Source organism: Mesorhizobium sp. M1322 (assembly GCF_040318085.1).
Taxonomy (GTDB): domain Bacteria; phylum Pseudomonadota; class Alphaproteobacteria; order Rhizobiales; family Rhizobiaceae; genus Mesorhizobium.
The window spans coordinates 52,598-72,561 of record NZ_JAMYLP010000013.1 but is presented as its reverse complement, the minus strand read 5'-3'; the positions used below and the strand labels follow the sequence as shown (position 1 = coordinate 72,561).

The following is a 19,964-nucleotide window of genomic DNA, read 5'->3' as shown; positions in this document are numbered from 1 at the left end:
CGGGCAATCGCTGCGATCGGCGCCGCGGACTCGGACAAAGAGCAGCATGCACCCCCCGCCGGCCGGTCGCAGCAGCACAGGGGCGAGTCCATGCGGACAGGCGCGCTCATGCGTATGGCGCGGACAGATACACGTTGGCCCGCTGCAGCATCTGCGCCAACCGTTCCGCACGCGGCCCCAGCGGGACGATGGCCTCCCCGGCGTCGCGCAACAAATCCAGCGCGAACTGGCGCGCTGCCTGCAGCCCCATGATCGACGCGCAGGTCGGCTTCTGCGCCGCCGCGTCCTTACCGGGGGTCTTGCCCAGCGTTGCGGTATCCGCTGTCGCGTCGAGAATGTCGTCGATCACCTGCAACGCCAGGCCGAAACAGGCGGTGTACCGATCGAGCGCACAGTACAGCGCAGCGTGCGCGGCATCCTCCGCGATGGAGCATAGCGCGCCCATGCGAACGGACGCGCGCACTAGCGCTCCGCTCTTCATCCGGTGCATCGCCACGATCCTGTCCAGCTCGGCGTGCTTTCCGACCAGCGACAGATCCATGGCCTGCCCGCCTGCGGCACCCTCGGCGGACACGGCCTGCGCCAGTTCGCGCACGAGCGCGATACGGTTGTCGCCCGGCGCATCCAGGCTCGCCAGGGTCAGGAAGGCGTGCGCCTGCAGCGCATCGCCGACCAGGATCGCAGTGGCTTCGCCGAACTTGACGTGCACGGTCGGAAGGCCGCGGCGAAGCACGTCGTCGTCCATCGCGGGCAGGTCGTCGTGGACCAGGGTACAGGCGTGCATCATCTCGATGGCGGCGCCGACGTCGTCGAGCATGTGCGCCGGCGTGTCGGCCAGTGCGCCGGCAGCCAGACAGAGCAAGGCGCGGGTGCGCTTCCCGCCATGCAAGGTGGCGTAGCGCATCGCCGCCATCAGCTCTGTCTCACCGTCGTCTTCGGCGCAGAGAAGACGCGCCAGCGCCTGTTCGACCCGCTTTGCGCCGTCCTGCATCCAGATCTCCGGCAGCAGCCTGCCGGATGCGGCGCGCGCCTGCGCGCCCAATCCGCCGAGCGCGGGAACGCCAGTTCGGTCGTCGTGTAGCGTGGAACCGGTCTGCATGTTTTCATGTCCTTGTACCTGACACAAGATGGCCACGGCGAGCGCCAAGCCGCCGCGGTGTTGCCGGCGTCGCACCGAGCGCGTGCGCTGAGTGCAGCAATGCCGCGCCTCGCCGGCGCCGCTGCCTCGCCACACGGGACATGCGATGCCAGCTCATGAGAAGCCTATGCGGATCGCCATGGACGGATGTGCTGTCGGGTAATAGCGCCGGCCTTTTTCGACGCCGCTCAGCAACCGCGGCCGCACCCCGGCCTTGTGCATGGTCAGCGCCAAGGCGATGCAGAACTGCACCATTTCCAGCCATACCAGATGGTAGCCGATGCACACGTGTGGGCCAGTACCGAACTGTAGCATGTCAACCGGCCGGATCGGCTCCGTGCGTTGCAGCCACCGCGCTAGGCGGAACTGATCAGGCGCCTCGTGCAGCAGCGCCGAGGTCGAGAAATGCAGCAGCGGGATGCATAGATGGGTGCCCGCGGGAATGCGCCGTTGGCCGAGTTGCAATTCCTGCAGCGCGCGACGCGGCAGGAGCGTGGTCGCCGGATGCAGGCGCAGTGTCTCGCGGAACAGCGCCTCGGCGACCGGACACTGCGCCAGGTCCGCGTGCCGGGTCGGCACCGCGCCCACGCGTTGCGCCTCCTCAACCAGGGCGTCCCACAGCACAGGCTGCCGCGCCAGCTCGATCACAATCCAGGCCATCGTCGAGGCAGTGGTGTCGTGACCGGCAAGCAGCAGCAAGCGGATATTGGCGACCAAGACGTCATCGGAGAGCGCATCGTCGCTGCGATCGAAGGCGCTCACCATGTCGTTGATCAACCCAGTGCGCGCGGCATGCGCGCGCGCATCCCGGACGAACCGGCGCAACTGCGCGTCGATCCAGTCGCGGGCGGCGCGGCCGCGCCGCAAGGGCAGTCCGGGCAGGTCGACCGGTGGCGCGACGATCAATTGCAGCAATTGCCGGTACTTGCGATGCCATCCCGGCAGGTCCTGCGCGGGGATTCCCATGAGGCTGAAGATGAGCTTCAGCATCAGGTCGCCGGTTTCGCGCAGGATGGTTACCTCGCCGCGGGCGCGCCATGCCTGCACCCGCGCCCGGATGACGGGCGCGAACAGGTCGCCGATGCCGGCCTGGGTCAGCCCCTTGGGCAAGAACGCTGCCTTGATGGCATCGCGCGCCTGCCGGTGCGCGCCGCCATCCAGGGCAACCAACGTTCCGCCAAGCAATTCGGGCGCGATCTCTTCGATCAGCGCCGAGGACACGTCCTTGTGCTTGAGCAGTGCGAACGCGTCCGGATCCAGGCAGGTCATCAGATGTCCGGCAGGGCCGAAATCCAGCCAGAAGTGGCTGCCCAGCGTCCGTTCTGCGCGCTGCAGCAGGCGCGGCAGGTCGCAGACAATGGCGGGAAGATGCCCGACCAGGGGGAAAGCGCCAGGCATGACCGGGATGTCGCATCGCAGCCGGTGCCGAAGGTTGAGTGGGTTGAGCAGCATGTCCATCAGCAGCGCGCCGCCGCCGCCGATTCGGTGTCGCCGGCGGGGCGCGCGGCGCAGCTGTTGCCACCGTCGGCGTATGTCGGCACATGCGCCAGCATGCCGCCATCGATGCACACGACCTGGCCGGTGATGAACGCAGCCTCGTCGGAGAGCAGGAACGCCACGAGCGCGGCCACGTCCTCGGGGCGGCCGACGCGCTGCAGGAGCTGGTGCCGGCGCAGATGCCGTTGCATGCACTCGTCCAGCTTGGCGAGGAGACGCTCGGTCATGACGAGACCCGGCGCAACGGCGTTGCAGCGGATCTGCGCATGACCGTATTGGGTGGCGAGGGAAGCCGAGAGCATGTTCATCGCCGCCTTCGACGCGGCGTAGGACGTCTGCGCCGTGTCACCGCTGAGCCCTTGGCACGACGACATGTTGACGATCGCGCCACCGCCGCGGGCGATCATCCGTGGGATGGCTTGCCGGCAGCAGAGCAGCGTGCCGCGCAGATTGGTCGCCATGGTCTGATCCCAGACCGCCAGGTCCAGGTCGAGGATCGCGCGGTCGCGCGGGGTCAGATGCATGGCGCTCGCATTGTTCACCAGCAGGTCGACCCCCCCGAAGTGCCGCTCCGCCGTCTCGAACAGCGCTGCCACCGCCTGCTCATCGGCGATATCCATGGCTATGGGCAGCGCGTGGCCTGCTTCGGCCGCGATCTGCGCAGTGCAGGCGATGGCCGCCGAGCCATCAATGTCGGCCACCACCACTCTGCCGCCCCCGCGCGCGATGGCGAGAGCGCATGCCTTGCCGATGCCGGCGCCGGCGCCGGTCACCACGGCCACCTTGCCTTCAAACCGTCCCATCGTGTCTCCTGAATTGCATTGGTCTTTCGCGGCATGCCGCTCGGCCTCCGCCGGAGAAGGCGCAGGGTCGGCGCTGGCGCGCTCGTCATGGCCAGCGTCGCTTTCGATGACCCGAATGGCGGCGACCGGGCACTGGTTGGCCGCAAGCCGCACGGCGGCGTGCAGCGCCTGCGGGACCGTCGCCACGCACACTTCGGCCACGCCGTCCGGTTCGCGCTGGCGAAAGGTGCCCGGCAGCGTCAGCACGCACTGCCCGGTAGTTCCGCACAGATCCTGATCGACCAGGACGCGCATCTCAGCCCTCCTGCCCATGCAGCCGCACCGGCAGCGCGCGGAACGTCCTAAGGAACGCGGAGGGCTCCCGGGTCGGCTGCTCGGCCAATGCCAGCGTGGGGAAGCGCGCCTGGATCCGCGGCAGGCTCTCGGCCAACTGCACCCGGGCCAGTTGCGCACCAAGGCAGAAGTGGATGCCGTGGCCGAAGGTCAGCATGATCTTCCCGTCGATCGACATGCCAGGACTGGTGCCGTAGAACCGCACGGGATCGAAGCGGTCGGGATCGGCGAAGGCGTCCGGGTCGCGATTGCCGGCCGCGATCAGCACGCGCACGTCCGCGTTCTTCGGGATCACCACGCCGCCCAGTTCGATGTCGCGCTGGGCGATACGCGGAATGGAGCTGAACATGGCGGGCGCGTCGTAGCGCAGGGCTTCTTCGACGAATGCCTTCACCCCCACGGCATCTCCCCTCAGCCAGTGCCGCTGTTCGGGATGCGCCAGCATCGCCAGGACCGCATGGCCGATGGCCGCGGCAGTGGTGGCGAAGCCGCCCAGCAGCATGCCCCAGAGCATGCTGATCAATTCCGCATCCGACAGCATCTCGGCATCGTCGTCGTGTGCGCCGACCAGCATTGACACGATGTCGTGGCGGGAATCGGTGCGCTTGCGCTGTATGAGGTCGCCGAAGTAGGCCTGCACCCTGGCGCTGGCCGCGTCCCCCGCAGCGAGCTGGGGATCGCTGGCGTGCGGGCTCAGGCTTTCCAGAATGGCGCTGATGCCGGTGACGAGCCCGAGAATGTCGTCCCGGGGCATGCCGAACAGTTCGCCGAAAACCAGCATGGGCAAGGCCAGCGCGAATTCCCGATGCAGGTCCACCGCCTCCCCGCGCTCCAGCGAGGGCGCCATGCCGTCCAGGCGCGCTGCGACGATGCGAGCGATGGTCGGCCTCAGGTTGTCGATCTGGCCCATGGTGAAATCGCGCGAGATCAGCCGGCGCAGACGCGTATGCGTCGGTGGTTCCTTCATCGCTAGCGTGGACGCCAGCAGATTGAGTGACAGGCTGGTCGCCGCACGCGGGAAATAGCGCGCCAGTTCGCCCGGCGCCGGTCCCCGAAAAGCATCGCCCGTGGCCTTGAGCGCCCAGTAGATGTCGGCGTGGCGGCTCAACAGAAAGAGGCCCGACGCCGCGCGATGCACCGGATCGTGCTCGCGCAACCACCGCATGAACGGATACGGGTCGTGGATGCACGCTGGCGACGCCAGTTCGGCGAAGGCGTCCCGGCATGCTGCCGTGGTTTCTTGCACGTCCATCTTGGTTACCTGTTGGCTGGCTGATCTGACCGGCGCGCGCCAGGCGCGCCGGCAAATTGCGGAGAAGATCGCGATTCCCGGCGGCGTCCGCGCATCACCAGAGCACCGGGAACTCCTCGAACCCGCCAGTGATGATCTCCTTGCGCAACTTCAGCTCTTCGGGCGCCACGGCCAGGCGCAGCGCGGGAAAGCGCTGGAAGATCGAACCGAACACCACCTTGAGTTCCAGCCTGGCCAGCGCCGCGCCGATGCAGTAGTGCGGCCCATGGGAGAACGTTAGGTGCGGGTTTTCGTCGCGTCCGATGTCGAAGATTTCCGGGTCGTTGAAATGGCGCGCATCGAACGACGTCGCCGGCAGGCCGACAAGCACCTTGCTCTCCGCAGGAATATCCACGCCCGCGATGGTCACGTCGGTCCTCGGATAGCGCATGATGCCGTCCCAGCCCGCGCCCGGCGGGTACATGCGCAGGATTTCCTCCACCGCCTTGTCCACCAGGGATGGATCGCCGACCAGGCGTTCGCGCTGTTGCGGATGGCGGAACATGGCCAGCAGGCCGAATTCGATCTGCGCGACGGTGCTCTCGTGCCCCGCCACCAGCATGCCCGTCGCCAGGCCGATCGCCTCTTCCTCGGTCGCCTTGCCCTGGTCGACCGCCGCGAGCAGATCCGTCAGCAGGTTGTCGCCAGGATCCTGGCGCTTGTCCCGCATCTTGCCGCGAATGTAGGCGCGCAGTTCTTCCCAGGCCAAGCGCGACGCGCTGCGCGGACCGCTTTCATGCTGGTGCGTCATCACCTCGTCGGACAGCCCGGCGAAAAAGGCGTGATCCTCGTAGAGCACGCCCATCAGCGCGCTGATGACCATGGCCGGAAGTGGAAAGGAGAGGTGGCGCCGCAGGTCGGCGGGCTGGGGCTGGGCCGCCAGTGTCTCGAACAACTGCGCGGCGATCACCTCGACCTGCTGCGCGAGCAGCTTCACCCTGCGGTTGCTGAAGGCTGGCGCCACGATCGTGCGTAACCGGGCATGCTCGCCCCCCTCGTGCGAGACCAACCACCCCGGCGATCCGAGAATCACCGAATCCGGGGTGAATGTCGCCGGCGGCATTCCCGAGGGCCGGAACGCCGCGTCGGACAGCACCGCCTTGGCTTCATCATAGCCTGTCACCCACCAGCCTTCGTGCCCGGACGGGAAGCGCACGCGGTGGATCGGACCGTTGGCGCGTTGCGCCAACATCTCGGGCGAGGGCTCGATGTGATCGACGCGCCACATCGGCAGCGTCGGCAAGGGCTGTTCGGACATGGTGGCACTTGATCTCTAAGCGATGGAAGGGCGGAAGGTGACCGGCAGGCGCTGCGGGCAGCGAATGGCTTAGGAAGGCATGTAGACGACGTGCTCCGCAGCGTAGCCCGATTCGATTACAAGGTCGGCCAACGTGTAACTGCCTAGGCATACCGCGCGGCGAGATGCAGAACGTTATCCTGCGCCTTCGAGTTCGGGATTAGGCGAGTGTGGCGGGCCTTTGAGTCGCAGCCGGCCATCAAGATTTCCTGCTCAAGGGTCGACAAGGGCGGCGAGCCTGTTTGGTAGGGGGCGGTTTCGCCGAGGCCCCCTTCCCATAGAATGCTATCTGATGCGGATTTGACATTTTGCTTTTCTTTCTTCGTTCCATCGATCGCGGTGCCATCCACGAAATGAAGGTCGGTCGGCGGCTCCCGGCCCGCAACGAAGGAGCTTCAAAACTCGTGCCAATTTGGCCGGCCCAGCAGAAGAAAAAAATTGTGGTTGCTTTTCACTGGGTTAGCCTGAGGCCAGACAAGAGCTCGGCGAAATAGGCCGGCGTCGCGGACCAACAAAGGCGACAGAACAGTGTCGGATAGTACGCGCTGGGCGACCTTTCGGTCGGGCTTGCGACATTCTGGTCCAGTTTCGAACATAAGGGGCGGCAAACAGACACGATTGGGGAATTCGATCCTCACGGAGTCAGGGCGCTTGCTCGAGAGCGCGCGGTCATGGTTGCTGCGACAGGCGCATGTTCGCGAAAGCCGAGCCTGCGCACGCAAGAACACGTTTGCGGCAAACGCTATGAAATCGCTGCAGTGCCCGCCGGTGTGAGGTAGGGCATCGGCTCGGCTTTCGGTTCGTCTTTGTCCAGCCGGTGCGGAAGCAGCCGCATATCCGCACTGACCTTGCCCCTCTGATCTAATCCGGTTTGAAGTTCGTTCTGGCCCATCGAGAGGACCAGGACATGAAACGTAGCCGCTTCTCTGAAGAGCAGATCATCGGAATTTTGAAGGAACACGAGGCCGGGGTATCGGTTGCCGATCTGTGCCGCAAGCACGGGGTCAGCGACGCCTCGATCTACAATTGGAAGGCCCGCTTCGGCGGGATGGATATCTCCGAGGCTCGGCGACTGAAGGCGCTGGAGGACGAGAACACGCGCCTGAAGCGGCTTCTGGCCGACGCCATGCTCGACAATGCCGCGTTGAAGGATCTTGTGGGAAAGAAATGGTGACGCCCGCGGCCAAGCGGAAAGCTGTCGCTCGCCTGAAGGAAGGCTTCGGGATGAGCGAACGGCGGGCGTGTAAAGCCATCGGCTGTTGCCGCATGACGGTTCGCTACGAGACCAGCAGGCCGGACGACCGCGAGGTTCGCGAGCGGATGAAGGCGATCGCGCAGGAGCGTCGCCGGTTCGGCTACCGGCGTCTTCTCGTGATGCTGAGGCGGGAGGGCCTGGTCGTGAACCACAAGAAGCTGTTCCGGCTCTATCGGGAGGAGAAGCTCGCCGTTCGCCGCCGTGGCGGCCGCAAACGGGCGATCGGGACCAGGGCGCCGATGCTGGTGCCGCTGAGGCCCGACGAGCGCTGGTCGCTCGACTTCGTATCGGACCAGCTCACCGACGGGCGCCGCTTCCGCATCATGGCCGTCGTCGACGACTGCACGAGAGAGTGCCTGGCACTCATCGTTGATACGTCTCTCTCGGGCATGCGGGTTGCCCGCGAATTGGACCGGCTCATCACCGAGCGCGGCCGGCCGAGGATGATCGTCAGCGACAATGGCAGCGAGTTCACCTCGAACGCCATCCTCGCCTGGGCGGATCAGAACCGCGTCGAATGGCATTACATTGCGCCCGGCAAGCCGATGCAGAATGGCTTCATCGAGAGCTTCAACGGCCGACTGCGCGATGAACTGCTCAACGAGACGCTGTTTACCTCGCTGGCTCAGGCGCGCGTCGCCATCGCCCTGTGGCGCGCCGACTACAACACCGCGCGGCCGCACTCCCAAATCGCCTGGCAGACACCGGCCGAGTTCGCCAGCACCTTCAATCCGCGACGGTCGCTCGCGCTGCGCTATGCCAAAGGCTCCGCGCCAGCGCCCGTCGCTTCACCCGCCCAGCAGGGCACAACCCACGCCGGAAACGAACTCAAAACTGGATAGAAACTGGGGGCAACGTCAACGGTGATATCCAGATCCAGCCGAAATCCGACATGCACGGACGCTTCGCCTCGGCCGGAGGCCACACGAATTATGGCTTTAGCGGCTATTTCAAAGGATTTGTCTATCTCGCGGGGAAGAGAAAGGCGCTAGTCGACTGGTGGACCCTGTTCCCCGGCAAGGAACACCACTACGCAGCGCAGCAGGATAGGGGGAAAGCGGAAGCTGCCATTCGCGAGATCATAGAGACGCGGGCAGGGAACGAAGTCGCTAAGGTGAAGGGCGGCTACGCGTTTGATGCCGAGCAGGGTGATGGGTCATATCTTCGCCTAGCGGCGCTCATCGGACAGAATCCGAGAAACATCGGTCTGATCCTCAGAAACGGAAAGGAGGATGGGCTTATCGACAGCGGATTGATCTCGAAGGCCGGGATTGTCGTGCAAACCCGCGGCGTTCGGCCCGAAGATGATAACGCGGCATAATAATTCAAACTAAAATGTGGTGGATGGTCCTTCCTCCGCTATAGTCGCTGCGCTTAGGGCAGGTGCGAATCGCGATCAGGGGCGACTAGGGGTTTGGTATTCGATCCACAACGGGGCTATGCGGGTGCCTCTCCAGGTCAGAATCTAGGGAGCTTGCTTGATCGCCTAACCGCGCGCGATCTTCAGATTATTGTCGGCCCACGCGTGCTTCCACTCCTTCCATTGGCGTCTAAAGGCGATCGGTCCTCCCTCATAGCTGCGGCCGAGCGAGCTTTGCAGGACCGCGCGCAGCAATCTATCGCAGATACTGAGACGAGGAAGACCCTGCTACGCAATCTCGACCCTGGCAAACTAGAAGAATTGAAGACGCGATTAAGCCAAGGTGGGGTCGACGTCGCCGCGGACGAACACGATATCAGGGATCTCGCAACTCCTCGGCCCTGGGCTATTGCTAGCGGATTTCTCGGTCTGCAGGGCGAGGATGCAGCCGTTGGAACGACGGCGCTGCACCGCCAACAGGTTCAGCCGTCCTTCTCGCTCTTTGCGCATCAGCGGTCAGTGGTCCGACGCGCCTATGTGCGGGTGAGTGGCGGATATGGCCGCACCCTCATTCACATGCCGACAGGCTCGGGTAAGACGCGAACTGCGATGCACCTGGTTTCCCGAGCACTGAATGAATTTGAGCCGGGCATCGTTGTCTGGCTCGCCACCAGCCGTGAACTTTTGGAGCAAGCCGCCGAAACATTTGAGGCGGCTTGGTCGTCAATGGGCAACCGTGATCTGGAGCTCCGTCGTTTCTGGGGCGCTCGCACGCCAGCGCCAGACGATATGGCCGATGGTATTCTCATCGCTGGGCTCGCCAAATTACATTCTTGGCGCGAGCGCGACGGCTTGGCTTTCCTGAAGCTGGCGGCCAAGGTCCGCCTGGTCATCATGGATGAGGCCCATCAGGCCGTGGCGCCGACCTACCGGGACGTCGTCGAAGGTTTATGTGGCGCTGGAGGTGAAGGCGCCTTGCTCGGCTTGACCGCCACGCCAGGTCGGTCCTGGAATGACATGGGTGCCGACGAGGCGCTGTCGGATTTCTTCGGTGGTTCGAAGGTCGTGCTGGAGATCGGCGACGATCCAAATCCCGTCAAATACCTACTGGATAACGGCTATTTGGCTCGGCCTGCCTTTCAACAGATCGAGTACTCACCCGTCATTCGTCCGTCTCCGGCTGAGCTGAAGAAGTTGGCGAGGTTTGATGATTATGCCGATGAGACTTTGGACAAGCTCGCTGCAGACACGGCCCGGAACCTTGCGATCCTTGATGCGGCCAAAGGACTGATCGATCGCGGACATATGCGGATCATCTTGTTTGCGGTCAGTGTCGAACACGCTCAGGACATGGCTAGCGGTCTGGCGGCGCATGGTGTCATGTCCGCCGTTGTGTCAGGCGAAACTCCTAACGCCAAGCGGACTTCGATCCTGAAGACCTTTAAGGGTGCAACCTTCCGGCCACAGATACTTTGCAATTTTGGCGTCCTCACCACTGGCTTCGATGCTCCGCGCACAAGCGCGGCCATCATCGCGCGGCCGACTAAATCGCTTGTGCTCTATAGCCAAATGGTCGGCCGGGCCACCCGCGGCCCCAAGGCTGGCGGCAACGATACCTGCGAAATCCTCACTGTCCACGATCCCGCCTATCCTGGGTTCGGAGACATTGCCGAGGCATTCTTTAACTGGGAGGACGTCTGGCATGGCGACTGACGAGACGACGATTGAAGACGCGTCCTTCATACCCGCCGATCTCGCGATCCAAGCGATGCGCGACAGCGGCTACAAAAACACCGCCTATGCTCTAGCGGAACTGATCGACAACTCTGTGCAGGCCGAAGCCAAGAGCATTGAGATCATCTGCATCGAAGAGCTGGTGCAACTAGCCGACCGCAAGCGCAAACGCTTGACCAAGATCGCGGTGCTCGACGACGGGCTGGGCATGAATGCGTCAGTGCTTCGGAAAGCACTGCAATTCGGCAACGGGACCCGCCTGAACGACCGCTCGGGCATCGGTCGCTTCGGCATGGGCCTTCCAAATGCTTCCATTTCACAGGCTGGACGGCTCGATGTTTGGAGCTGGGAGAACGGGCCCGATAATGCCCTACACAGCTTCCTCGATGTTCAGGAGATTCGAGACCGGCTGCGCAGGGATGTGCCCATCCCGCAACCGTCTGCGGTTCCGGCTGAATGGCGTGATAGAGCGTTGAGCTTAGGACATAGCGGCACATTGGTCGTCTGGACCAAGCTTAGTCCGGACAGGCTCACCTGGAAGGGCGCCAAGGCCACATTGAAGAACACCGGCTGGCTACTCGGACGCATCCACCGCCGGTTTGTCGGTGACCAAAGTCTCAGTATCCGGCTAGCGGGCGGCGAGGACGGCTATCTGGAGTCCGATGCGGTCACGATCAACGATCCAATGTACCTGATCGCGGCGCCGACCATGCTGCCGCCGTTCAACAAAGAACCCATGTTCAAGGACGTATTTAGCGTTCCGGTGACGGTGGAGGTCAATGAGAAGACCTATCAGGTCCAGACTCGCTACTCGGTCGCCAAGGACATTACGCTTGATCTCGCGGGCTCGGTGAACCGCGGCGACACCGCCTACGGGAAGGATGCGGCTAACAATATTGGCGTCTCGGTAATGCGCGAGGGCCGGGAGCTAATGCTCGACCGATCCTGGACGATTCAGTACGACCCGCGTGATCGCTGGTGGGGATGCGAGGTCGAATTTCCCGCGGCCCTCGACGAAATCTTCGGCGTCACCAACAATAAGCAGGCGGCAACAGTCTTCAACGAGCTTTCCGGCCTCGATTGGAAGGATCTCGCTGATCCTGGTGAAACCATGCCGGAGGTCGTTGCACGCCTCAAGGATGAGGGCGATCCAAAGGGGGTGCTCCTTCACCTCAGCGAAACTATCAAGCATAACCTCGCCCAGCTTCGAAGCACGATTAAGATCCAGGCCAAAGGCACCCGAAAGGGCGGCAAACGACACACCGACGGCGACCCAACCGAAGAGGCCAACAAGCGCTGGAAGCAGCGGGACGAGACCAACCCGATTCCCGATGGGGATACCAAACCGTCGACCGATGATCTGAATGAGCTTTCGGGAGATCTGACCGAGCACGGGCGCAATGCCGAAGACACGTCGGAAATCGTCGCCCGTGTCGTATCCGGCGACCTGAAGGTCGTCTTCATCGACAAAGCCCTTGGGGGGTCGTCCGAGCTCTTCACCGTCGTCGCTCGTGGGCCACTCACCGAGGTAGTCTTCAACCGCCGACATCCCGCCTTCGATATGATCTTCGATACGGTCTCTGCCGATGACGACCTTGACGCGCTGTCCAGCACCGAACTGCAGGATCGCCTGCTGAAGGCCGGCCAAGCCGTCCAGCTTCTCTTCGCCGCTTGGGCGCGCATGGAGCGCGAAGATCCGCCAAACCAGGCGCGCTATGAAAGGGTCCGCGAGAGCTGGGGCAAACTTGCGCGCGACTTCCTTGATCCTGTCGACATTTCCGGCCTTGACTGATGCGTCGAGATGGCGATCTACTCGTCGCGCATTTGGCGCGAGCAAAAAGGAGCGTCTTACTCTGTGCGCCCTTCATCAAGCTCGGCGTGGTGAAACGCTTGTTGGACGCCATTGATCCCGATGTCGCAGTGGAAATCGTCACCCGGTGGCATGCTGAGGAGATCGCGGCCGGCGTTAGCGACTTGGCCGTCTTCGACATCGCCGCCAGCCGATCCGGCGTGACGCTGCGGCTTCTCGATAACCTGCACGCCAAACTTTATGCCTCCGACGATCTGCTGCTTGCGGGGTCTGCAAACCTGACTGCGACGGCACTTGGCTGGTGCAACGATCCCAACCTTGAATTGCTCATGCCGGTACCGTCAAACGACGAGGCGGTCCTACGGTGTCGGGCGGGACTATCCGGAGCGCGCTTGGCAACAGCCGAGGAACGCGCAGCCATTCAAGCCGTCGTAGATGTTTTGCAACGACCTCCTCTTCCTGACGCGAAGACAGTTGACGACGCGCTGGCCCGACCGTGGCTCCCGAAGCTAGCGGCTCCCGAACGATTGTTCACCGCCTATATGCCTTCCGGCCGAGAAAGGTTGACGTCGTCGGCTATCGAAGCCGCCGACCATGACCTTCAAGCGCTGGCCATCGAGCCCCAGCTGAACGAACCGACATTCCGGACGCAGGTTGCTGATCGGTTTTCCACCATGCCTGCCGTTAGCGCCATTTTGAAAGCGGCTCAGAGCGACTTGTCGGATGCGGCCGCTGCTGATTTGATCCAAACGCTTGTTGGAACTTCCGACATGAGTGCAGTGGCGCGTTGGCAAATCGTTCGCGAATGGCTGACGTACTTCTTACGCGACAAATACGAGATCGCGCCACAGTCCTTCGTCACGCGCCTGCGGCCGGGTGCCGGTCGCGAATAGACGTTCCTATCAGCGGCTCAGCATTCCGGCTGGTCCACCGGATCATGGCTACCTATTTGTGGCATACCACGCAGCCTGCCGAGGATTCGTCGATGCCATAGTAGTCATCAACGGTCAGGGTCTTGTCACCTGCCAGCGGATTAACGCGACGCCGCGCTAGGAGGCGCGCGCGCCGCTGCTCGAACTCGACTTCGACCGCTTCGATGCGATCAGGCTGTTCAAGGTCGATAAGACTCTCGCCCTGACTCCAGGTGAATGGTGAACCGTGCTCAAGCGCCGTTTTTTCGTAGCGCTTGGCATCCTCGTAAGCGTCGGGATGCTCACGTTTCAGCCGCACCCACTCGATCTTCTGCTGAAAGAAGCAAAAGGTGCAACCCGACCGTGTCCGCCACTGATAATATTCCGGCTCGCCGACGCCGGCACTCTCCAGCATGTCGGTCACGCCGGCCCGATCGATACCGGCTTCGCGCAAGGGAAAATGCACCACCATGTTGCCGTTCGTCGCCTGGTAGCCCTCACGGTTCGGTTCGTCGGCGCGGATCGCGACATAGGAATGGACGATAACGCCAGCTTCGAGATCATCCTTGAGCCAGTGCTCTAAAGGCCGCAGCTTCAGCTGACGGGTACACCAGCGCGTGCGCGGCGACGGAAGGAAATGCTTGTATTCCTTCAGCCAAAAATCGAAATCCCTATCCGGATTAAGCCGCGTAATCGGCCGTCCCAGAAAACCTTCAAGACGGTCCAGAAAAGAGTAGACCTCGGCCAGTTCCTTGCCGGTGTCGGTGAAGAAATACTCCAAATCCAGATCGGGCCGGGTCTGCCGCATATGGACCGCCAAGGCGGCGCTATCTCGTCCACCCGAAATGCCGAGAATATGACGCTCGCGAATATCGGTCATGCAGCCTCCGTTGCTTCCTCGACAGATAACCGCTCGACGATCCGCGCTAGCGCCGCCAACTCGATAGTCGACCGCAAATTGCGTCCGCGCATTCGCCGCAGGAAGTCATCGGCCAGCTTCTCGGCTTGCGCGAGCTCCTTGTCTGTCACTTCAAATGTATGGAAAACCGGCTGCTCCCTCGGATTAAGGCCGACCATCACCGAGATAGCCTGCGATGTTGGCGCCCTACCCTTCACCCCCGCAAAGGTCTCCGCTTCGCGGAAGCGGCGCGAGAGTTTGGCTAGTTCGAACAGAGCCTGCTCATGCTCACGGTCGGACCAATTGCGCGGTGGCTTATGCACCAGCAGGCTCGCCAGACCCTCAATATCGCCCGCGTTGGCCTCAAAGGCGCCGGCGCGCATGGCAAAGGCGTCCAGCCGCAGATCGGCCGTAACCCCGGCGGCGGTAACCGCTCGGATGCCCAGTCCTTCGAACGTGTCAACCTCGACACCGAGGTGATCGGCGACCGCACCCTTCAGCGCTGCGAGCATGGCGGGATAGGCGGCCTCGGAAGCCGCCAACGCTTTGGCGACGGCGACGGCTGGATCGACTTCATCCTTCAGAACCTCAGCGAGATCGGCAAATAACAATGCTTCTGGATCTTTCGCCTTCAAAATGACGTCGCGCACCCGCGTCACAGCAGGCGGCAAGCTCACAGTCCGCTGCGCCCATGTCGGAAGCGCGTGGAAGCGCTGATAGAGCGCCGATGCAACCGGCAACGCCTCGGCTTCAACCGCCTCACCACTCTGGGAGAGCAGGGTGGCGAGCTGCAGAATGAAAGCATCATCCTTCTTCGAGCGCACAACGCGCCGGAACTCGATCGCCTTGGGTTCCTGGAGCATCCGATCGACGAAGACGTCGTCGATTAAAGCTTGGTACAGCCCATCGAGATAGACGGCGATCGTGGCGCGGTGCGTAATGAGAAAGGCCAGGATCAAGATCGGCATAACCCCGCGCTTGAGGCCATAGGGTCGCTTGCTCCATTTGTCGTAGAGCTCGTCGAGCGGCAAGCGTCGAGCCGTGGCGAGCACCTTCCAGGCCGGGCGCAAACTCTTGCCGGCGGTTTCGCCGTCCGGGTCCTGGAACCGCCAAACACCAGCAGCATCCTGCCGATGAAGCCCGAGCGGCTTTAGAATCGTCAGGTAGAGACCTCGTTCCGCCGGAAATCCGCTGATACCCAAATCCGCTTCTCCGGATTTGGAGACCATGGCATGCGCCAAGGCCCGCAAGCCGGCCATGGCGCTAGTTGACGGACGATCCCGATAGAGCAACTCGCTTTGAATGACCGGCGCATCATAGAACGCCGTGCTGGCCACTGCCGACGCGACGATGCTGAGCGACCGCCCGTCGAGATCCTTATCGCGCTCGCCAAGCCGCCACCAGATCGCGGAGGCGAACGCGTCCAGCAATTCCCGCCGGACCGCATCAATGATCAGAGATCGGCGAGCGGACAACTCGCGACGGGCAATGCGGTCACCCTCCAATTGAGGGTGAGACGCCTCGATACGATCAACGGCGTAAAGGTCCGTCGCGTGCTCACGCAGCATGAAGATGTTCTTGGCCGTGGCCACGGCGGCAAGTATCCCGGCTTCCTCTAGCGCTTCGCCGAGCGCCTTCGCCGCCGTCGCCAGTTTGGCCTCGAAGGTATAGGCATCAGGCAGTAGCAAGATAAGCACACCGCTGGCGCGCCGCTTCGCCTTGGCCAAACGCGCAGCGATCGCCCTCGCCCAGGGCGTGCAGTCGCTGGGGACGTGTTCGCCAAACTGCAAAAGAACATCGAAGGTGCGCAGCGCGCCAGTTTCAAAGTAATGACGCTTCGCCGCGATCGGGCCGATCCCCAACCGAACCGGTAAATCCATTAGGGCGTCAGCTTCGAGCTTCTCACTCGCCAGACGCATCGCCTCATCGAGATCGAAGTCACTGCCGGCAAACAGGGCATAGCCGCCCAGGCGCGGTTGCCGGATCAAAATCGCCCGGGAGACCAGCTCCGCCAGCGCGGCATCAACCTCGGCGGTCGTTGCGGTGGACGCACACAAACGCAAAAAGTCGTCGGTGACCGACAGGCCAGAGCCGTTTCGGAAGAATTCGATTAGCGCGGCCGCCTTGGCCAGTCTGGCGCAGAGCGCACTCCGAAGCGCCGCCCGCTCAACTGCCTCCATCGCCAGCGTCATTCGGGCTCCGTCCGGACCGACCGACAATGCCGACCCGAAGTTAGCTATCAGATAGTCCCATAGCTGGTCCGGTCCGAACCAGGCGTCCGCCGCTCGGACGTCGGTCGCCGTTAAATGTGCCTGAAAGCCATGCGGTTCGGCCGACGACAGGAAGCCGAACACACTGCGCTCATTCTGCGCGAAACGCTGACGAGACACGGGTCCGAGCAAGAGCGCGGTGACCGGATGCAGCGGCCAGGCCTGCCGCAAGGCGTCCGCCAGACTGTCTGCATCAACCGGACGACGCGCTGAGACCGCCTCGGCCGTCTTCCGAGCCAGGACCTCGGCCGCAGCCGGTATACGATCGCTGGTGATCGCCCGCGCTAGGAGCGCCGCGATTTCGTCGGCCTGCGCCACGAAGGGCACGTTCTGAAAACGGCCCTGCACCTTGGCCCATTCATCGCGCGCTGTGCGATTGAGCTTCCCCGCATATTGCTCGAACGACTGGTGTAGCACACCGACGATTACCAGGCTGCCCTCCGAGCGGCTGGCGCGTTCGGCAAGATCCTGAAGCAGATGCACGTCGCCGCCTTCAGCTATTGCGTGCTCAAAGAACTTGCCAAGCTCATCAACAATAAGTAGGAGGCCGCCGCATTTTTTTGCCTCGTCTTCGAGCTGCGCTATCAAGGCGCGATCGTCCGCCTCGACCGCCGTCCGCGTGGCCTTCGTCCACTTGAACGCGTCCGTGGCCGCGGCGACTAGGTCGCCCGCAAGGCTAGCCCGGCGTCCCGTCAAGGCCAGGACGGCCCAATGCCCATCGTCGCAAGGGAACGCACGGCCGAATTGCGCGACGAGCTCTTCGCCCGCAATCTCTCGCGCGATCTTGCGCTGCTCGGGCGCGCCGGCCACGAGATTGGCCACGAGAAGCGCGGCGCATGACTTGCCGCCGCCATAGGGGCCGGTCCAGGTGAACGCCCGCTGACCGCCATCCGCGATACCGGCGATCATGGCCTCGAGGGACTTTCGCACGCTCGGCTGGAGAATATAGCCGGTCAACGGCGGTGTCCCCGTCAGGTCGGAATCGAGGCGCGCCGACAGGGCAAAGCGGCGCTCGACGCGAACGATCTTCGCGAGGGTCGTCATGCGGCCCTCCGATAGGGATAGCTGGAGGTAATAAGTGCGTTGTCGTCGATGGTGTCAAGTTTGCGGGTCATTGAGACCTGTCGAAGACCGGCGGTGTCGGTCCAAATGATCGCGCCGCTCGTAACGTCGCCAATCTTCGCCAGACGTGCCATGACGCTATCCTCATCAAGCTTGAACACCCGGCCAGGCGACCCTGCGCCATAGCTGGCCTGCTCGGCCGACAGAGTGGGCGCATCGGGATGCCACCGCGCCCAGAACCGCTTTAAGACCAGCGCGAAGACGCCATCCTGAAGGTTCGGCTTGGGGCCACGCACGAACTCGAACTGCCCTGATAGCCGAGATTCGCGGATCAAGGCTAATTCGGCCAGCAGCGGCTCAGCCGCATCCTCACCCGCGTCGCCAGAGCGCGGGGCATAGCTGCGCAAGAAGACCTCGACGTCGCGCTTCACTGTCTCCGCCGTCGCGCGCGCACCGCGCATCTTCGCCAGATCGTGGATCGCCTCGACCAAGCCCCCACGATCAAACACAGCCTGATTCAATGTATTAAAGGCGAAGAAGAACGTCGTCGACTGCTCCGGCGTCCCCGCAAGGGCAGCATGAACCAGCCAAAGCGTGCTCGGGTCTTCCAGAAAGGGATCGAGGCCCGCTCGATTGTCGAGCAGTAACCACGCCAAGTGTGTCGGGACGAGCGAGCCGTCCTCTTCCGCCAGCATCCCGGTCGCTATCGCCCAATGACGCATGGCGAGCGCCATATTCTTGCCGACACCAAACTGCGCGATCGCCGACTGTTCTTGAAACGTTCTGCGATCTGCCCCATGATATGCGACGGCGTCGAACGCCTTCTTCAGCCACAGCAGGCGAAGCGGGAAAGTTTCGTGGCCTGCAAACTGCAGGCGCAGATCAGAATCGGTGAGAACATCCCTCATGCGCGGACCTTACTGGAGGATTAGTCCAGTGCGCAAGGGTCATACGATAAACTGCGTCGGCGATCGCGGTCGCGGCGTAGTCGATTTGTGAGACGTCATTATATCGGCCACAATAGATACGAATAGTTTCGCGCATTTCGACTTCCGAAAACCCGATTGCAGCAAGCACATGAGACGCCTGGATTTGTCCACTTGTGCATGCAGATCCTTCTGACAAACAAACGGTATCCGCTAAAGCATCGATTAGAGATGGGGCGTCTACACCGAAGAGGCCCAAACTTAGACTTCCAGGTAACTGATGTTCGTTCGGTACGTTCCTTCGAAAGCGCACCTGACGCGCCTCCAGACCGGCAACAAGGCGGTCGGCCAGAGCGCGGACATGGACGCTATCCTGCTCCAGTCTGCTAGCCGCGACCTTCGCCGCAGCGCCAAAACCGGCGATCAGCGGCGTCGGCAGGGTCCCCGGACGAAGACCGGCCTCCTGCGCTCCGCCATGGAACAGCGGTCTTGGGCGATATTGCGCGGCCGCGGATATGAACAGTGCGCCGACACCCATCGGACCGTACATCTTATGCGATGAAATGCTGGCGGAATCGTAGTCGGCCACGTCCGTCGCGAGCTTGCCAGCGAGTTGAGCCGCATCGACATGGATCATCGCGCCGAGCGCCCGAACCATTGGAAGCACCGCACCTATCGGCTGGACCGTCCCAACTTCGTTGTTAGCGGCCATGACGGACACAAGAAGCGTCTGGTCTGACAGCAAACGCTCGAATGCTAGGATGTCGAGCCGACCATCCTTTCCTACCGGGCAGACCTGAACACTAAAACCGCGCTCCTCAAGACTTTTAGCTGCACTCAGCACACTCTTGTGCTCAATCGCCGAGATTATGACTTCACGACGCCCGTCGCCGGCGCGATCGGCCGCATCGGCGATCCCGAGGATTGCGATATTGTTGGACTCCGTCGCACCTGAGGTGAACACGATCTCCTGCGGGGCAGCCCCAACAAGGTTAGCCACTTCAACGCGGGCCTGCTCTACAGCGGCAGCCGCTTCAGTCCCGCGACGATGAGGAGAATGGGCGTTGGCTGCACGGCGGTGCCACCACGGCGCCATCGCGGCCTCCGCTTCCGGAGCCAGCGGCGATGTTGCGTGTCCATCTAAGTAAACAGGAAGAGTCGTTGTGTTTTCGCTCATGTGACTTCTCGATTCTGTAGCACCTTAGCGTGCGGAGCGCTTAACGGCGATGATCTCAACGACCGGCCGCGCCGTTCACCCCCGCAGGATTCTTGACACAAGGTAGAACATAAGGGGAACGATGCCGTCGGCACCTCGAACCAACTTTGGGTGGCGGCGGGATCAATCTGGCGTGCCAAATGCATTGCAGTGATATTGGCTT

General features: G+C 62.9%; 14 protein-coding genes and 2 pseudogenes. 5 read left to right on the top strand and 11 right to left on the bottom strand.

Going from position 1 to position 19,964, the window contains the following annotated elements; all coding sequences use genetic code 11:
- Nucleotides 1–106: 106 nt before the first annotated feature.
- The 7 genes and pseudogenes from NKH12_RS07815 to nifH form a co-directional block, all read right to left on the bottom strand.
- Nucleotides 107–1,099, bottom strand: a complete 993-nt coding sequence (locus NKH12_RS07815; protein ID WP_352952583.1) for a polyprenyl synthetase family protein — start codon at nucleotides 1,097–1,099, stop codon at nucleotides 107–109.
- 153 nt (nucleotides 1,100–1,252) lie between these two features.
- Nucleotides 1,253–2,596, bottom strand: coding sequence for a cytochrome P450 (locus NKH12_RS07810; RefSeq protein ID WP_352952582.1), 1,344 nt, complete (start codon nucleotides 2,594–2,596; stop codon nucleotides 1,253–1,255).
- The gene (locus NKH12_RS07805) at nucleotides 2,596–3,438 is read right to left on the bottom strand and encodes an SDR family oxidoreductase (RefSeq protein ID WP_352952605.1); all 843 of its coding nucleotides are present in this window, start codon (nucleotides 3,436–3,438) and stop codon (nucleotides 2,596–2,598) included. Before NKH12_RS07805 ends, NKH12_RS07810 begins: the two co-directional genes overlap by 1 nt.
- Nucleotides 3,439–3,606: 168 nt before the next feature.
- Nucleotides 3,607–3,732: pseudogene (locus tag NKH12_RS07800) on the bottom strand (ferredoxin); the annotation flags it as partial.
- A 1-nt stretch (nucleotide 3,733) separates the two neighbouring features.
- Entirely contained in the window at nucleotides 3,734–5,023 is a 1,290-nt protein-coding gene (locus NKH12_RS07795; RefSeq protein WP_352952581.1) for a cytochrome P450, read from the bottom strand.
- Between the two features lie 94 nt (nucleotides 5,024–5,117).
- Entirely contained in the window at nucleotides 5,118–6,320 is a 1,203-nt protein-coding gene (locus NKH12_RS07790) for a cytochrome P450 (RefSeq protein WP_352952580.1), read from the bottom strand.
- Nucleotides 6,321–6,472: 152 nt separating this feature from the next.
- Nucleotides 6,473–6,666: pseudogene (gene nifH, locus NKH12_RS30570) on the bottom strand (nitrogenase reductase); the annotation flags it as partial.
- Nucleotides 6,667–7,266: 600 nt separating this feature from the next.
- Between nifH and NKH12_RS07785 the strand changes: the two are divergent.
- From NKH12_RS07785 to NKH12_RS07765, 5 genes are all read left to right on the top strand, one after another.
- Nucleotides 7,267–8,456 (top strand): IS3 family transposase gene (locus tag NKH12_RS07785; RefSeq protein ID WP_352649478.1). Its coding sequence is split into 2 segments (ribosomal slippage): nucleotides 7,267–7,516 and nucleotides 7,516–8,456, totalling 1,191 coding nucleotides; the frame shifts between segments, so codons are not numbered across the junction.
- A gap of 50 nt (nucleotides 8,457–8,506) precedes the next feature.
- On the top strand, nucleotides 8,507–8,935 hold the full coding sequence (locus NKH12_RS07780; RefSeq protein ID WP_352952579.1) for a hypothetical protein: 429 nt from the start codon (nucleotides 8,507–8,509) through the stop codon (nucleotides 8,933–8,935).
- A gap of 273 nt (nucleotides 8,936–9,208) precedes the next feature.
- Nucleotides 9,209–10,687 (top strand): DEAD/DEAH box helicase, encoded by a 1,479-nt coding sequence (locus tag NKH12_RS07775; protein ID WP_352494984.1) that lies wholly within the window; start codon nucleotides 9,209–9,211, stop codon nucleotides 10,685–10,687.
- Nucleotides 10,677–12,500: an ATP-binding protein gene (locus tag NKH12_RS07770; RefSeq protein WP_352494983.1), complete on the top strand. Its 1,824-nt coding sequence runs from the start codon at nucleotides 10,677–10,679 to the stop codon at nucleotides 12,498–12,500. Before NKH12_RS07775 ends, NKH12_RS07770 begins: the two co-directional genes overlap by 11 nt.
- On the top strand, nucleotides 12,500–13,411 hold the full coding sequence (locus tag NKH12_RS07765; RefSeq protein ID WP_352494982.1) for a phospholipase D family protein: 912 nt from the start codon (nucleotides 12,500–12,502) through the stop codon (nucleotides 13,409–13,411). The genes NKH12_RS07770 and NKH12_RS07765 overlap by 1 nt, the downstream gene beginning before the upstream one ends.
- Nucleotides 13,412–13,463: 52 nt before the next feature.
- Here NKH12_RS07765 and NKH12_RS07760 read toward each other — a convergent pair whose 3' ends face one another.
- From NKH12_RS07760 to NKH12_RS07745, 4 genes are read right to left on the bottom strand one after another with little or no spacing between them, the layout of a single operon-like run.
- Nucleotides 13,464–14,309 (bottom strand): phosphoadenosine phosphosulfate reductase domain-containing protein, encoded by an 846-nt coding sequence (locus NKH12_RS07760; protein WP_352494981.1) that lies wholly within the window; start codon nucleotides 14,307–14,309, stop codon nucleotides 13,464–13,466.
- Nucleotides 14,306–17,641, bottom strand: coding sequence for a hypothetical protein (locus tag NKH12_RS07755; RefSeq protein ID WP_352952578.1), 3,336 nt, complete (start codon nucleotides 17,639–17,641; stop codon nucleotides 14,306–14,308). The genes NKH12_RS07760 and NKH12_RS07755 overlap by 4 nt, the downstream gene beginning before the upstream one ends.
- Complete coding sequence (locus tag NKH12_RS07750) at nucleotides 17,638–18,567, bottom strand: DUF4007 family protein (protein WP_352503038.1); 930 nt, start codon at nucleotides 18,565–18,567, stop codon at nucleotides 17,638–17,640. Before NKH12_RS07750 ends, NKH12_RS07755 begins: the two co-directional genes overlap by 4 nt.
- On the bottom strand, nucleotides 18,542–19,762 hold the full coding sequence (locus tag NKH12_RS07745; RefSeq protein ID WP_352952577.1) for a cysteine desulfurase family protein: 1,221 nt from the start codon (nucleotides 19,760–19,762) through the stop codon (nucleotides 18,542–18,544). The genes NKH12_RS07750 and NKH12_RS07745 overlap by 26 nt, the downstream gene beginning before the upstream one ends.
- Between the last annotated feature and the right edge of the window lie 202 nt (nucleotides 19,763–19,964).